Genomic DNA, 15,081 nt, shown 5'->3' with positions numbered 1-15,081 from the left:
ACATCAGTCTTTCAGTTGAATCATTACTTGTACAAAATCAGGCAATGCATCGTTATTGACAGGATCATTTAACAGGCTAATGTTAAGCATTACCGGCTGAGCGTTTACCACGCCATAAGCTACTATTTTATATTTCCAATGGCCTTTGTGTTTATAGGTGATCTTCTGCCCATCAAGCGGATACCCAAAAGAGGAAGCCTGAATGGGTTGTTTAGAGAACTTCTTGAATTCATCTTCCATCTGGCTTATAAACTGCTCAGGCATTGATTTGAGCATCAAGGTATTCATATAAAGCCATTGAACAGCATAATCATCGCAAGTTACTTCAGAAGCTTTGGTGTTACAGCCTACAGGTGTTTCAAGCGGCATGTCACAGTAGGTGAGGTCTTCAGACATCTGAGCAGATGCCAATGGGCTGATTCCCAGTAGAATAATGGTTAGTAGTGCGGTAGGTGATAGAGTCATTCGTTGAAAATTATTGATTAGTATAATTTAATAATTTTCTGAATGATTATAAAATGGAAAAAATAAGCGGCTGCACTTATGAGTACAGCCGTTAGTTGGGTATTATTTTTTAATAAGCTTGTAAGATTTACTTGTTTCGCTATAATTCACTTTTAAGATATATAATCCCTTAGGAAGCTCGTCGCCAATTTCCATAGATGATTGTATATTTTTCTCAGCATAAGAACGAACTAGCTGACCGTTGCTATCATACAGGTTCATGGTTTGCACTTTATCAGGAGTGCTTACTTTAATCTGGAACCTTGAGTCACTCGGGTTAGGGTAGATGATCTCATCTGTTCTGCTGCCTGCATTACTATAGTTGCTTGCTATAGTTTCTGCAGCCGGGCAAGCCGGAGTGCTGGCATCATTAGAGAAATAGATGTAGAAATTACCTGTTTTGCTTACCATTACGAAGTTATCACCATCAAAATTCACCCAATACTCGCCATCTAAACCGGGGAAGCCAGTGTTAGAAAGTGTTAGTGCTGGTTGTGATTGATTGAAGGTATGTGTGGCCTTAGGCATAAGGTCATTCCACCAGTCAGGTGAGCCGTTATTAGTTCTGATAGAGAACTGATACAAACCATTGTTAGGAAGATCCCAGTTAATGGTCAGGTCAGCAATATTACTTAAGTCTGGGCCACCAGCAGACACATGCACATTAGAATAAGCATTTTGTTTAGAAGGCAGAGCCACTGCTTTAGGAGTGTTAAAAGTGCATCCTGTACCAGCCGTACCTACAGAAATACTTACTGAAGCACTGTTACTATGTCCTTCACCATCATTTACGGTTAAAGAAGCTGTATAAGTGCCATTACTGCTGTAAATATGAGTGGTGCTAACACCAGAAGCGGTATTTCCATCTCCAAAATCCCAGCTATAAGTTAGGTTATCTCCATCAGGATCAGAAGATCCGGATCCATCAAAATCAACGGTAAGAGGAGCATCTCCAGAAGTAGTGCTGGTGCTTATTACAGCTGTAGGTGCAGAGTTTCCTTCTTCATTACCTCCACCACCAGTAACGCTTTCCCAATTTTGAATTATGTTTCTCACAAACGTACCAGAAGCGGTAAGGTCACTAGAGCTCCAGCCGCCATTGCTACTGGCTCCGGGTTGTAAAATAGAAGCTCCTTCTTGCTTGTCATGCACTGACCAGTTACAGTGAGAGATGTTGTTGGCTTCTAAAAAGTCCATCCAGGCATTACTTTCACTCTGATTTACGCCTCCGTTACCATCAGCATTAACAGAGCCCCATTCAGTAACCATTATAGCTATACCATTATTCATGGCAGTGGTGGCTTTGTTTCTCAAAAACTGTCCGTGAGAACCTGCATAAAAGTGCAGTGAGTAAGCAATGTTATCATAACCCGTAATAGGGTCCTGAGAAGCTACGTCTACGTCCTGAGACCAATTAGGAGAGCCTACCATTATCAGGTTGTCAGGGTCTATTGCTCTAATAGCCGCAATTACAGCTTCGGCATAGGGTTTCACCTGTCCGCTCCATGATGCGCCGCCCAGAGGCTCATTGTATACCTCATAGATCACGTTAGGAGTATTACCATATTCGGTAGCCATTTCCTGAAAGAAGCTAATGGCTTGCGATTGATAATTTTCTGCGTGGTGAGAGTGCCAGTCTATGATTACATAAATGCCCTCATCAATAGCAGCATCTACTACTGCTTTTACTCTGTTTTTATTTCCTGTAGGATCAGAGATGTAGCCTCCATCTTCCTCTACACCCATGGCTGCTCTCACTATGGTAGATCCCCAATCGTTTTTAAGCCACGCTACGCAGTTAGCATTATAGAACCTTTCGGCTCCCCAACCGGTGTTGCTCCAGAAAAAACTGTTACCAGCAAAGCTTGTTTCTACGCCTCCACTCAATATTCTATTCCCACTTACCGTTAAAGGTGCCTGACCAAATACATTATTGATCAAACCAGAAGATAAGAAAAAAATAAAGAGAAATTTTGCCAAGTATAGACTAGAAAAGTACTTGTTGGTTTTTGTCATACTATATGAAACTAGGTTAAATTGTGAACTTCAATATTAACAAATAGACTTCCACTATGATATAGCCATGTAAGTTTTAAAGTGAAGTCACCTTATCTTACATCACTACTCAGGGAGGTAATTCTTAACCTATCATATAGAGTAACATTCATGATTAAAAGTAGCATGCCATAGAAGGTGTCTTCTACCGGTATGGTTAACATTCTGATTCCTATGTTCTCATGATTGTTATACCAGACCACTTCACCTTCTATACCTGTGCCTGTAAGCACTCCATTAATGAGGAAGAAGGGGATGAGAATGATGAGAAAAGTGAGATAAAAATAAGCAAGAGATTTTTTAATAATTACGGTATAAGCTAGTAAGAAAAAAGCTAAACTGATAAAAGTTACTGCCGTGTAGGATAGTGATAAATTCCAAAAACCTGTTAAGGATAGTCCTATTATCAATACCCAGGAGATCACTTTTTCATATCTTTCCAAGGGGTTGTTTTTTACCAGATAACAAATAGAAAAATAGGTAAAAACACAGGCGTAAGGTATGCACAGGAAAAACAGCCATTCTTCAATAGGTAAATTGGATAGCTTAAATCCTGTCAGGTACCTTGGGTTAAAACCCCAAAAGCCCCAGTGAGTAAAAAGAATATCCCAAAATATAAAAATAACAGCAGGCAGTAAGATAGCAGGGATAAGTGCTTTCCAGGTGTTAGAGAAATTAGCTTTAGGGTAAAAACTACAAACAAAAGGTATGCTTATAGCCCCAAGGTCTAGCATGAGGTAGAGCCAGCGGTCACTCATAAATTATTGGGTAAGGTCTCTTTTTTCAAACTTTTTTGGAGCATACAAAAAGCCAAAAGCCTCACAGTCTTCTTTAGTATGTTTTTTATGATGAATATGATGAGCTTTTATCATTCTATTCAAATATTTTGATCTTTTCTTAGGCCACCATTTTATACGCTGGTGCACTATAATATCATGAAAGATCATATAAAAAATGCCATAGCACAATATGCCTATACTTACCGCTATAAGGTATGGATTATAATTAACCAAAGTAGAATAGTAAAAGAGACTAATGCAGGGAATGCTAAATACTACGGCGAAAAGGTCATTTCTCTCTAGCAGATGTTTGTGATGTTTATGGTGAGAGCGGTGCCAGCTCCATAAAAAACCATGCATAATGTATTTATGGGCAAACCAAGCCACGCCTTCCATAAAAAGGAATACGCCTATTACTATTAATGAGCATACTATAATGAGAGGTGCGCCAGACATAGGCTATACAGTTTGAGGTTTATGGTTAAAATAATCTTCTAATACCTGGTATCGATGAGCAAATATTTTCTTTACCTGTTTTTCTACAAAGAGCCAGTTTGCCAGCCTGCCTATAAAACCATAGGGAATGGCATAGTTAACTATGTCAGTCATCAGTACTCCTTCAGGTACTTCCTTAAAATGGTGCTGATGATGCCACATGGCATAAGGGCCAAACCGTTGCTCATCTACAAAAAAGTTAGGCTCACTCACATGAGTAATTTCTGTTGTCCATTTAACAGGTACTCCGGGCAAAACGTTCACAATATATTTGATGATCTGGCCAGGATACATGCGGTCTCCACCCGAAATATATTTAATGTCAAAACCCATGTGTGAAGGGGTAATTTCTTTCAGGTTTTTGGGTGATGAAAAAAAGTCCCAGGCTTTTAAAAGCGATATATTTAAAGTTTGAGTACTGGTTAAGTTATATACCTTCATTTTTATAGATTTAGCTGTTTACTATGTTTTTGGCCATTTTAGGGAAAATCAAAAAATGGAAAGGGAGTACACTATACCAATAGAGTCTGCCCCAGATACCCAGTGGTCTGAAAGTGGCTTTTTGTATTAGTTTATAGGCACCGCCATTTTCCTTAATCCTGAACTCCAGCCAGGCTTCTCCCGGGAGCTTCATCTCTGCATATAGCAGTAGTCTTCTTTCTTTCTCATTAGCGAGTAGCACGCGCCAGAAATCCAGTGCATCGCCAGCTTTTAGGTCATTCTGACTTCTTCTGCCTCTACGGAGGCCTACACCACCTACCAGCTTGTCTAGAAAACCCCTTATTTTCCACAGGAAATTACCGAAGTACCAGCCAGTGGTACCACCTATGGCCCATAAGTTTTCTTGCACCTGATCAACAGACCTGGTAAACTCAATTTCTCTTACATCATGAAAACACCCATGCTTGGGTATATCTATGAAGTCCATGAAATTTTCTTTCATTTTATGGCTTGAAACGGCGTCAGTCCAGCTGGAAATTACATTCTTCTGACTAATGCGGCTAAAAGCCATTTCTAGCGTCTCCTGGTAGGTGTATTTTTTCAAAGGCACTATTTTATCAATGCCCTCGTGCTGCACCACCACGTCGTGCTTCATGCTGTCTACCAGGTTTCTGGCTAGTGGGTATGAGGTAGAGGTAACGAAGTACAGCCAAAGAGATGATAGCTTAGGCGTGAGCACAGGCACGGTTTGTATATGCCGCTTAAGCTTACGGGCTTTGGCGTATGCATAAAGCATTTCTTTGTAGGTGAGTATATCCGGACCACCGATATCAAACACCTGATCAAAGGCCTCTTTTTTATCAGCTATGCCCGCCAGGTATTCCATAACATTTCTTATGCCTATGGGCTGGCACCTGCTCTTAAGCCATTTGGGAGCCAGCATCACGGGTAGCTTTTCTACTATGTCTCTGATGATCTCAAAAGAAGCACTTCCGGAGCCAATAATTATAGCAGCTCGAAGTACGGTAACTGCCTTGCCGCTCTCTTTAAGAAATGTTTCTACATTTTTCTCGATTTTAGATGCTCGGAGAGGTCTTCGGCATTAGTAATACCACTCAGATAAATGATCTGGCGCGTATTGGTATCCTTAATAGCCTGGGCAAAGTTGATGGCTGTTTCCTTTTCTTTCTGCGAAAAATCTGAATATGAGCTGGTCATAGAATGCACCAGATAATAAGCAATATCTATGTCATTAGGGATTTTAGCCAAAGACTCCGGGTTGGAGAGGTCTGCTTCCATCACTTCTACATGAGAAAGAAAATCATCATCAAAGTCATCCCAATCAAACCGTCTCTGGTCTCTCACCATGCACACCACTTGATGTCCGTCATTTACCAAGATAGGCAGTAACCTGCGGCCGATGTAGCCTGTAGCGCCGGTGAGCAGTATTTTCATGTGTTTAGGGCTGTTTTATATTCTGAAAGAGCTCTTTCTCTTGCTTCCTTATGATCTACCATAGGATCTGGGTATTGGTCTGTGCCATACTCTGGCACCCACTTTTTTACATACTTGAGCTCAGGATCGAATTTTTTCAACTGTGATTCCGGGTTGAATATTCTGAAATAAGGTTGAGCATCAGTGCCTGTTCCTGCAGCCCATTGCCAGCCGCCATTGTTAGAGGCTAAGTCATAATCTAATAGCTTTTCTGCGAAATAGGCTTCTCCCCAGCGCCAGTCTATGAGCAAATGTTTGGTAAGAAAGCTGGCCGTAACCATGCGCACACGGTTATGCATATAGCCTGTAGTGTTAAGTTCACGCATGCCGGCATCTACCATAGGGTAGCCGGTTTTGCCTTCACACCACTTTTTGAAGTCTTTTTCACTCTGGCGCCAGTTCACAGCATTATACTTGGTCTTGAAATTTTCATTAACCACGCGAGGGAAATGCCATAGTATCATTTGATAAAATTCTCTCCATATTAATTCATTCAGGAAAGTATCACTATGTTGTTTGGCTTTTGAAGCGGCTTTTCTAATACTTATAGTTCCAAATCGTAAATGAATACCCAGTCTTGAGGTGCCCTTAACCGCAGGATAATCTCTTTTTTCAGCATATTGCTTCAGTGTACTTTCAGATACCTGATCTGAAGGTATTTCAAGGTTATTTTCTTCAAAGCCCATCTCCTTGAGGCTGATTAAATCACTGCTATGGTTATAGAAATTGCTGAAATATAATGCCGAAGGTACGCTCTCAAAATGTTTTTTAGAGGCCTTTTTCTTCCACTGTCTGCTGTAAGGAGTAAAAACTACATAAGGATCTCCATCATCTTTTACTACCTCATCTTTTTCCAGTATTACCTGATCTTTGTAGGTGTTAAATAATATATCCTTATCGCTAAGGAGCTTCTCCACCATCTCGTCCCTTTCTTTTGCATAAGGTTCATAATCGTGGTTGGTGTACACGGCATGAATGTCATGTTCTTCTATCAGCGATTTCCAGGCATTTTCAGGGGTATCATAAAGGGTGACTATAGAAGTGTTTTTAGATTTTAACTCTTCATTAAGTGCTTCCAGCTGATGATGTATGAAAGTAACTCGAGCATCATTTTTTGGTAGTTCATTAAGAATGTTTTTATCGAAAATGAATAACAGTAGGACGGGTAAATCTTGCTCCATGGCATGATAAAGTCCTATATTATCATCTACACGTAAATCTCTTCTAAACCAAAAAATATTGATCTTGCCCATGTTTTATCTTCAATAACCACTTAGCGCAGTGGTAATTATGCTCTTTGTTATGCTTTCAGTAAAACAGCAGTTAATTGCAGGATGTTTTACTTTTTAATTTTTTCAAGTTTTTCAGGAAGCGTTTCCATAATTATTTTGAACCAATAGGTGTATTCATCAGGATTAGAATTTATCTTTTCCTGAATATTTTCCATTGAATCATATAGATAACTTTCTACTTCCTCAGGGTTAGGGTTGGGGGTGGCATCAGTATAACCTATCAATACATGATCTAATTCGTGTTCTACCATTTCACCTTCCAGATCTACTTTATAAATGAATTTATAGAGAAACTCTGAATCGCTGGTCATGCCCATTTCCTCAACAAGGCGCCTTTTGGCCGCATCAGTAATGGCTTCTCCTTTTCTGGGATGGCTACAGCAGGTGTTAGTCCATAGACCGGCAGAGTGGTATTTGTGGGAGGCTCTTTTTTGAATCAGGAGTTCGTTCTGGCTATTAAAAACAAACAGTGAGAAGGCACGATGCAATAAGCCTTTTCTGTGTGTTTCTATCTTTTCCATTGTTCCTAGTTCTTGATCATGCTGATCTACCAAAACCACTTTCTCCATTATAACAAATTAAGTCTATGTTTTAAATAGGTGTAAAATAACAAAGAAATTTTTTGTTGATTAGGAATACGTATCCTTCTTTTCATAACATGTGCAGAAGGCGTCCTCTTGATCTTTTTAAAAAGAGAGAAGTAATAGATATAAGCCAGGTATACCCCAAATTTGGAGCTTCTAGGCAGTTTTTTTATACCAGTAAGCGCTATTTTGAATTCAGCTTCAATGTCTTGCTCTATTTGTTCTTTATGGCTTTGGTTAAAATTATTAAGCTCTACGCCAGGGAAATAGCTCCTGCCTAAGGTGATGTAGTCATCTCTTAAATCTCTCAGGAAGTTGATTTTTTGAAAGGCAGAGCCCAGCTTCATAGCATAGGGTTTTAAGGATTCATATTGCTCTTCATTGCCATTGCAAAATACCTTCAGGCACATTAAACCCACTACTTCGGCAGAGCCAAGAATGTATTCTTCATAGCTTTTTGTGTTATACTCAATCTGGGTGAGGTCCATCTCCATGCTGAGTAAAAACTGATCTATAAGGCTTTTGTCAATATTGTAAGTACTTACCACATGCTGAAAGCTGTTTAAAATGGGATTGAGACTGATTCCATCTTGTATGGCCTGGTAAGTATCATCTTTAAACCGCTTTAATAATGCAGCTTTGTCATAGTCATGAAAGCTGTCAACTATTTCATCAGCCAGTCGTACAAAGCCATAGATACCACAAATAGGGTCTCTAAGAGGCTTTTCCAGGCATCTGATACCTAATGAAAAAGAAGTGCTGTAATGATGGGTGGTAAGCCTGCTACACTTAGCAGATACCTGATCAAATAGTGCTTTCATAATTTCTTCATTAACTTTTCTATCTCTTCTGCAGCCACTTGTCCTGAAATAATAGCCGGAGGTACACCGGGACCCGGCACGGTAAGCTGGCCGGTGTATATAAGGTTAGGAACCTTTTTATTATGCATGGAAGGTTTTAAAATGGCTGTTTGCCTTAAGGTGTTGGCCAAACCATAGGCATTACCTTTAAAGGCGTTATAATCTTCCATAAAATTTTTATGAGCATAGCTCTTTTTGAAGATAACATGATCACGGATATTTTGTCCTATCAAAGTCTCTAACCTGTTTATAATCAGGTTGTAATATTTCTCTCTGATTTCTTCATTATCCTGCAAAGAAGGTGCTACTGGCACTAGAATAAACAGGTTTTCCTTACCTTCAGGGCGCAAGTAGGGTCTGTTTTTGAGGGGCAGCATACATAGAAAAGTGGATCTGAAGGCCATTGAGGCGTTTTCATAGATTTCCTTAGCATGCTGTTTTAGTTGTTTGTCAAAGAATAAGGTATGATGTAATAAATTGTCTATTTTTTTATCCACTCCCAGATAAAATATCAATGAAGACGGAGCTAGTTCTCGTGTGTTCCAGTAGTCATTGTCATATTTTCTAAATTTTTCAGGTAGTAGCTGCTGTTCTACATGGTTATAATCGGCGCTGGCTACTATATAATCATGGGGTAGTTTATCTTTTTTGCAATTAAGACCAAGAGCCTTTTGACCATTCATCCAAATGCCATCAATAGGAGCGTTAAATTCGAACTGCACACCCAATTCTTTGGCTAAAGAATACATTCCATCTATTATGCTATACATGCCTTTATCAGGATACCAGGTGCCAAGTGATATATCCGCATAGTTCATTAAGCTGTACAGTGCAGGCGTTTTTTCAGGCATGGCTCCTAAGAAAAGCACAGGAAACTCCAATAGCTGTATTAGCCTTGGGTGTTTAAAGAATTTACGGATATAAGAAGAAATGGAATTGAAAACGTGTAAGCGTAAAAGGCCACTCATCAGTCTTCTGTCCAGAAATTCAGTGAATGACTTGCCTGGTTTGTATACCAGGTCATTAATGCCTACTTCATATTTATAGGCAGCTTCTTTTAAAAAAGCCCTTAATTTTTCGGCACTGCCCTTTTCCAAGCTTTCAAAGAGTTCAAATATTTGGTTGAGGTCAGCGGGAATGTCAGTGTAATCATCTTTCCCAAAATAAACGCGGTAGGAGGGGTCTAAGCGGGTGAGGTGGTAGTAGTCTTTGGTAGAGCGACCAAAACGGTTGAAGAACCGTTCAAAGACATCGGGCATCCAATACCAGCTGGGGCCCATGTCAAAGGCAAAACCTTGTGTTTCAAATTTTCTAGCTCTTCCGCCAGGGGAAGAATTCTTTTCGTATACAGTAACTTTGTGTCCGGAATAAGCAAGGCTACAGGCCGCAGAAAGTCCTGCGAAGCCTGAGCCGATTACTGCAATATTTTTATTCATTCAGCATAATTAATTATCTGGCATATGCTACGAGCTTTTTCTGAATTTCTTTTCTGGCGTGAAAAATTCTGTTTTTAACAGTTCCGATAGGAATCTCTAATTGATCAGCGATCTCATGGTATTTATAACCATCAACATGCATTTTGAAAGGCTGTAAAAGATCAGATTTCACGTCATTAACACAATTCATAATGTCCTCATACTCGTAAGAAGTGTCAGGAGAGTTAAATGTATAGTCATCAGCAACATTTAAATAGTAAAGCTCTTTAGTGTCATCATGAGTAGTTCTTGATCTCTGAGCCTTTCTATAATTGTTGATGAAAGTATTTCTCATTATTGTATATAACCAACCTTTAAGGTTAGTGTTTTGCTTAAATTTATCTCTGTAGGTAAGTGCTTTAAGCACAGTATCCTGTATAAGGTCTTCCGATTCTTCCTGATCTTTAGTAAATCTTCTTGTAAATAGTTCAAGAGTGTCTTTCAAAGAGGCGATTCGGTGGTTAAATTCAATAGCGGTCATAGTTGTTTAAATTAATTTAGTCAAATGTTAGACAAGATTAAAATCGTAACGTGACTATTTTTATTCTCTTTAACTGATGGTTCGGAATATATTAGTCAGTTTTATAGACCGTAAGATGAAAAATCATGCTAAAATCTCAGGAGGGATCAATTTCGCTGAAAATTTTTCTTAATTCTTTCATTGAGTTAAATAGACGCACCTTTTTAGGTAGTTTGGGCCTAAGTTGTAACAATGGTTTGCCAGAAAAAAAGAAGTGTGATGTGGGGAATTTATCAGTAAACCGTGTAGAAAATTCCACAATTGTTTTTTCGGCGTAGACTCCAGAGAAAATAGATATGAAATAATCGGGTTTAACTTTGGTGGCAGCAGTTTCAAGGTCAGCTAATGGAACCTGTTGGCCCAGGTAAATGGTTTTGAACCCTGTTTTTTTGAGTATATAATTACAATATAGCAAGCCTAATTCATGCAGTTCCTTCGGAGGAAGGAACAGAAGTACCTTTTTAGCGGACTTATTTTGACTAATAGGTATTCTATCAGTAGCAGCTATAATCTTTTGACGAATAAGGTTAGTAATAAAATGCTCCTGAATAGGGGTAATGTTATTAGATAACCATAAAATGCCCACCTTGTTAAGGAAAGGATAAACTATTTTTATGATAGTGGTCTCAAAACCATAACTCTTAATAAATTTATTAATGAGTTTTTCAAACTTATATTCATCAAAATCAATCATAGAAATGGCCATCTGATCTATGTGTAAATCATAGTCAGTCTGTTCTTTGCTCATTTCATTTACCTTAGCCATCAATTCTCTTTCAGAAAGTGAGGCTATGTAAGATATCTTAAACCCACGGCTATTTAAAATGGCTACATTCAGTAGCTTCTTCAAATCATTATCAGAGTAGTAGCGTATGTTGGTAGGAGTGCGCTCTGGCATTACCACCTGGTATCTCTTCTCCCATATCCTTATGGTATGTGCTTTTACTCCTGATAGTTGTGATAGTTCCTTTATACTGTATTTACTCATAAATTGAGTTAACCTGAGTTTAATACTTAGTTAACACAGATATGAAAGTCTTGTTTAAATAATATTATCTCTTTGTTTTGCTGAAAAATATGAGGAGGGCTGACAATAGCAGTGTTTCTCTTTTCGCAGCTCTTGTAGCTTTTTGAGAGCGGCTCTGTTTGAGGAGGTGTTAATGTTATTGATTAAACTGGCCTTTTCACGGCTGGTAAGTCGCCAGCTGAGAGATGCCCGTTTTACATTTTCCATTCGTAAACTATCAGTCTTAGGAAGGTTTTCTTTCATATATTCTTCCGGTATATACTGAATGTCTACTCTTTCTATACTGCCCGGAAACCAGTTTTTCAGCGTACTCTACCCGGTCATCATTAGTAATGTCTTGCAGGCTCTGGAAGTTTTGATAAATGCTGCTGATAGGCAGTGAAAATTTTTCAAAAAGCGATAGTTTATCTTCCTTTTTGATGGGCTCTTCTTTTTCTGAATCTCTAATAGAAACCAGTACTACACCAGAGGTGTTCTCAGCAATCCATTCTTTAAAAGCATAAAGAAACCGGACAGCATCAGAGATGCCGAAGTTGTCAGTAATGCCTGCATCCATAATTTCCATAGGAGGAGTACTAGGTAAGGTGATGTTGGGTGTGATATAAGGAAAGGTAGCGCTCATTCTTAAGCCACTCAGAAACCTTAAGCTATCGGCACGCTGATCTTCAAAGAACCGAAGAAACTCGATACCATTGATTTTTTCACTAGTATAAACGGTATCACTGGCATCATCCATCATATAAGAAACATGCTGAGGCGAAATGTATAATGTGCGTCCATCATTAATAATAGTAGGAGCCATGATGAGCATGGGTATTTTACTTTCTCTTTCAGGTTGCTTGTAGGCAGAGAGAGGCTTATCCAGGATGTAACCTGTGTTTTTGTTTAGCTGTTGTTCAAAGGCGTAGCCACGGTCTTTAGAGTAGTTTTGGCCTTTGTAATTAAATTCCTGAAAGCCCACAAACATATCGTTCATGAGAAGGCTAAAGATAACTGCATTCAGGTTATCACTGCCTAGGTGGTCAAAATACTGTTTTGAATAAAGGTTGTCTATTTCTTGCTCTTGTTTTCTTAAGTATAGCTCTCTGAAATAGCTCGCACCTATTAGCCCGCCAGAGGCACCGGTTATAAGCATGCTGTTTTTCATCAGCTGGCCATTAGTGAGGCTATCGGCTACTTGCAGTGAATATAAGGTCCATAAGGCCGCTCTTTGGCCGCCACCGCTAGCACATAAAAAGACCATTTTAGGTTTAGTGTTAGGGTCGAATTTGGCTTTCCAGTTAGCTAAAATTTGCTGGCCTCTTTGTTTGTCTGCATTTACCACATTAGGAGCCGTGAGCTGTTCTATTGCTTGCAGGTTATAAGAACTCTGACCCGTATCGTAATCAATGCCGTAGGCTTCATAGGTTTTGTTAAAAATACCTTCTTTCACCATGAAATTGATCACTAGTACCAGAACTAAAGCCACTGTGCCGGACCAGCTGCCAAACCAGTAGGAGAAAGCTCCGGCAAACATGATGAAAATAGTAAGCAACAAGGTAAAGCTGGCCGCAGCAGGTAGCTGGAATATTTCATAATCACGAAAAATACCCATTACCAGAAGTAAAACCAGAATCAGTAATTCTATAATTACCAGATTGAAATGGTTTTGGTCAAAGACCTGCAGTATGGTGTTTCTGTCATAGAAGCCTTGTGTTTCATCCGCTCCTTTTATTTTCAAAGTTTAACGACAGATAGCTATCCACTCTAATTTGCTTTTTCTTAGCTATGTTAAGCTTTTTCATAGCGCTGGCTCGTGTGGCTTTGATGTTTTGCTTCAGCTTTTCATCGAGCTTGCATACTACATATTTAAAGATGTCTTTATTCGTAAACCAGAAGTAACCATACAATGCTATTAACATGAGGCAATAGCCGGAGAGGAGGCCTAGCAGATTAACAAAAAGGCTATCAAAAGAGAGGTATTCATTAGAAATCTGATACTGAATAATATAGATTACATAATTGAATAAAAATAGAAAAGGAATAATGCTGTTGTTGAGACTGAAGACGGTAAATGGCTTGGAGATAACACCTATAAAAGAGAATCTATGGCCATCATTTATATAAGTGGTAATATGAAATGCTACGCTGATTCCTGATATTACTACCCCCATAATAAAGAAGCTGGAGAAGCTCACTTTGTTGAGGTAAACAGGATCTAGAAATAGGTAGGGGATGCCCAGATAATTACCGAAGTTACCCGAAATGATGGCAAAAAGTGTAACCCAGCAAAGAAGCAATACCTGATTTCTCTTTACATGATTCAGTAGTAGCTGGATGGGAAAAGAATAATAAATGCTTTCCCCAATTACACTTATGCGTTTAATCATTTACTCAATATATCACTTTTTTTTAGTGCCTGCATATAATTCATATTCTAAGAGTCTACAGTCTATTTTAGCATTGAAGAACTCTATTCTACGCTTAGTTCGTAGCCCGATCCTTTTAGCTAAATTCAGGTTTCCGGTAAAAATGTAACCGAGGTAGCCAGATGCCTTTTGCTTAAAGAAATCACCAATTTCCTGATAAGTTTTCTCCAAAGCCTTTTCTTCTCCCAACCTTTGGCCATACTCGGGGTTGAGAAAGATTACGCCTTTATTGTCTTCAGGTAGGGGAGTATCTCTAAAATCGCAAGTTTTGAATTCTATGAATTCTTCAACTCCTGCTGTCAGGGCATTTTGCCTGGAGGCTACAATGGCAGCCGGATTAAGGTCAGTGGCTATAATTTTGAAAGGCAGTTCTTTTAGTTCTAAAGCGGCTGCTTCTTGCTTCATTCTTTCCCAAATGTCAGCATTGTAGTACTTTACATGCATAAAACCGAAGTTTTCTCTGCTGATGTTTAGGAATTTTCTTTTGGCTATAAGGGCCGCTTCTATGGCTAATGTGCCACTACCACACATAGGGTTAATGAAATGACTCTTTTGATCCCAGGCTGAAGCCAGGATAGTACCTGCAGCCAATGATTCCATCATAGGGGCTTTCATAGGGATTTTTCGGTAGCCGTGCTTGGCTATAGTTTCACCAGAAGTATCTATGTAAATGGCGGCTTCGTGTTCATGCCAATGTAGAAATAATACGGTTTGAGACAGATCCTTACCTGAGTTAGGTCTGCGGTCGTATTTCTCCATAAAGTAATCAGCAATGGCATCTTTAGCCCTTAAGCTGGCAAAGCGAGGATCTAATATCTTGTCATTCTTCACATAGCTTTTAATACTAAAATATCCATCTACATCAAATATGGAGTCCCATCTGATTTTTTTTACCTTTTTATAGAGCTCATCTGCGGTGTTAACATTGAAGTTATCTATTTCAAAAAGCACTCTATTGGCAGTGCGCAGATAAAGGTTGAGGCGCAGGGTATCAGCAAAAGTACCCATCAGTTCTACATTCTGGTGGTTAATGCTGGTGTTTTTGAAGCCTAATGCTTTCACCTCTTCTTCTACAACGGGGCTCATTCTGGGTGAGCAGGTAATGATGATTTTATGTTTATTATGCTCTTGCAATACTTTACGTTTT

17 protein-coding genes are annotated in these 15,081 nt (G+C 39.1%); all 17 read right to left on the bottom strand.

Annotated elements, in window-relative coordinates; translation table 11 throughout:
- Positions 1-3 precede the first annotated feature (3 nt).
- The 17 genes from LVD15_RS25385 to LVD15_RS25310 all read right to left on the bottom strand — a co-directional run bounded on the left by LVD15_RS25385 (position 4) and on the right by LVD15_RS25310 (position 15,068).
- On the bottom strand, positions 4-465 hold the full coding sequence (locus LVD15_RS25385) for a hypothetical protein (protein WP_233777987.1): 462 nt from the start codon (positions 463-465) through the stop codon (positions 4-6).
- 102 nt (positions 466-567) lie between these two features.
- Positions 568-2,520, bottom strand: coding sequence for a cellulase family glycosylhydrolase (locus LVD15_RS25380; protein WP_233777986.1), 1,953 nt, complete (start codon positions 2,518-2,520; stop codon positions 568-570).
- A 92-nt stretch (positions 2,521-2,612) separates the two neighbouring features.
- The gene (locus tag LVD15_RS25375) at positions 2,613-3,317 is read right to left on the bottom strand and encodes a lycopene cyclase domain-containing protein (protein WP_233777985.1); all 705 of its coding nucleotides are present in this window, start codon (positions 3,315-3,317) and stop codon (positions 2,613-2,615) included.
- A gap of 3 nt (positions 3,318-3,320) precedes the next feature.
- A complete protein-coding gene (locus LVD15_RS25370) occupies positions 3,321-3,794 on the bottom strand; it encodes a sterol desaturase family protein (protein ID WP_233777984.1) in 474 nt (157 codons plus the stop codon).
- A gap of 3 nt (positions 3,795-3,797) precedes the next feature.
- A complete protein-coding gene (locus LVD15_RS25365; RefSeq protein ID WP_233777983.1) occupies positions 3,798-4,274 on the bottom strand; it encodes an SRPBCC family protein in 477 nt (158 codons plus the stop codon).
- A 10-nt stretch (positions 4,275-4,284) separates the two neighbouring features.
- Positions 4,285-5,217, bottom strand: coding sequence for an SDR family oxidoreductase (locus tag LVD15_RS27220; protein ID WP_306416794.1), 933 nt, complete (start codon positions 5,215-5,217; stop codon positions 4,285-4,287).
- Positions 5,218-5,333: 116 nt separating this feature from the next.
- Positions 5,334-5,729 (bottom strand): NAD(P)H-binding protein, encoded by a 396-nt coding sequence (locus LVD15_RS27215; protein WP_306416793.1) that lies wholly within the window; start codon positions 5,727-5,729, stop codon positions 5,334-5,336.
- Entirely contained in the window at positions 5,726-7,021 is a 1,296-nt protein-coding gene (locus tag LVD15_RS25355; RefSeq protein ID WP_233777982.1) for a cryptochrome/photolyase family protein, read from the bottom strand. Before LVD15_RS25355 ends, LVD15_RS27215 begins: the two co-directional genes overlap by 4 nt.
- Positions 7,022-7,107: 86 nt before the next feature.
- Entirely contained in the window at positions 7,108-7,629 is a 522-nt protein-coding gene (idi, locus tag LVD15_RS25350) for an isopentenyl-diphosphate Delta-isomerase (RefSeq protein WP_233777981.1), read from the bottom strand.
- The gene (locus LVD15_RS25345) at positions 7,629-8,465 is read right to left on the bottom strand and encodes a phytoene/squalene synthase family protein (RefSeq protein WP_233777980.1); all 837 of its coding nucleotides are present in this window, start codon (positions 8,463-8,465) and stop codon (positions 7,629-7,631) included. The genes idi and LVD15_RS25345 overlap by 1 nt, the downstream gene beginning before the upstream one ends.
- Entirely contained in the window at positions 8,462-9,940 is a 1,479-nt protein-coding gene (gene crtID / locus LVD15_RS25340) for a bifunctional phytoene desaturase/3,4-desaturase (protein WP_233777979.1), read from the bottom strand. Before crtID ends, LVD15_RS25345 begins: the two co-directional genes overlap by 4 nt.
- A 13-nt stretch (positions 9,941-9,953) precedes the next feature.
- Positions 9,954-10,460 (bottom strand): RNA polymerase sigma factor, encoded by a 507-nt coding sequence (locus LVD15_RS25335; RefSeq protein ID WP_233777978.1) that lies wholly within the window; start codon positions 10,458-10,460, stop codon positions 9,954-9,956.
- A gap of 136 nt (positions 10,461-10,596) precedes the next feature.
- Positions 10,597-11,487, bottom strand: a complete 891-nt coding sequence (locus LVD15_RS25330) for a MerR family transcriptional regulator (protein ID WP_233777977.1) — start codon at positions 11,485-11,487, stop codon at positions 10,597-10,599.
- A 54-nt stretch (positions 11,488-11,541) separates the two neighbouring features.
- Positions 11,542-11,769 (bottom strand): hypothetical protein, encoded by a 228-nt coding sequence (locus LVD15_RS25325; RefSeq protein ID WP_233777976.1) that lies wholly within the window; start codon positions 11,767-11,769, stop codon positions 11,542-11,544.
- On the bottom strand, positions 11,750-13,246 hold the full coding sequence (locus LVD15_RS25320) for a patatin-like phospholipase family protein (protein ID WP_233777975.1): 1,497 nt from the start codon (positions 13,244-13,246) through the stop codon (positions 11,750-11,752). Before LVD15_RS25320 ends, LVD15_RS25325 begins: the two co-directional genes overlap by 20 nt.
- A complete protein-coding gene (locus tag LVD15_RS25315) occupies positions 13,224-13,895 on the bottom strand; it encodes a hypothetical protein (RefSeq protein WP_233777974.1) in 672 nt (223 codons plus the stop codon). Before LVD15_RS25315 ends, LVD15_RS25320 begins: the two co-directional genes overlap by 23 nt.
- Before the next feature lie 12 nt (positions 13,896-13,907).
- On the bottom strand, positions 13,908-15,068 hold the full coding sequence (locus LVD15_RS25310; protein WP_441709090.1) for a THUMP domain-containing class I SAM-dependent RNA methyltransferase: 1,161 nt from the start codon (positions 15,066-15,068) through the stop codon (positions 13,908-13,910).
- Positions 15,069-15,081: the final 13 nt, after the last annotated feature.

The sequence above is a fragment of the Fulvivirga maritima genome (genome assembly GCF_021389955.1).
Lineage (GTDB): Bacteria > Bacteroidota > Bacteroidia > Cytophagales > Cyclobacteriaceae > Fulvivirga > Fulvivirga maritima.
Note: the sequence above shows the minus strand (reverse complement) of the source record. Positions and strands in the feature narration are given on the sequence as shown.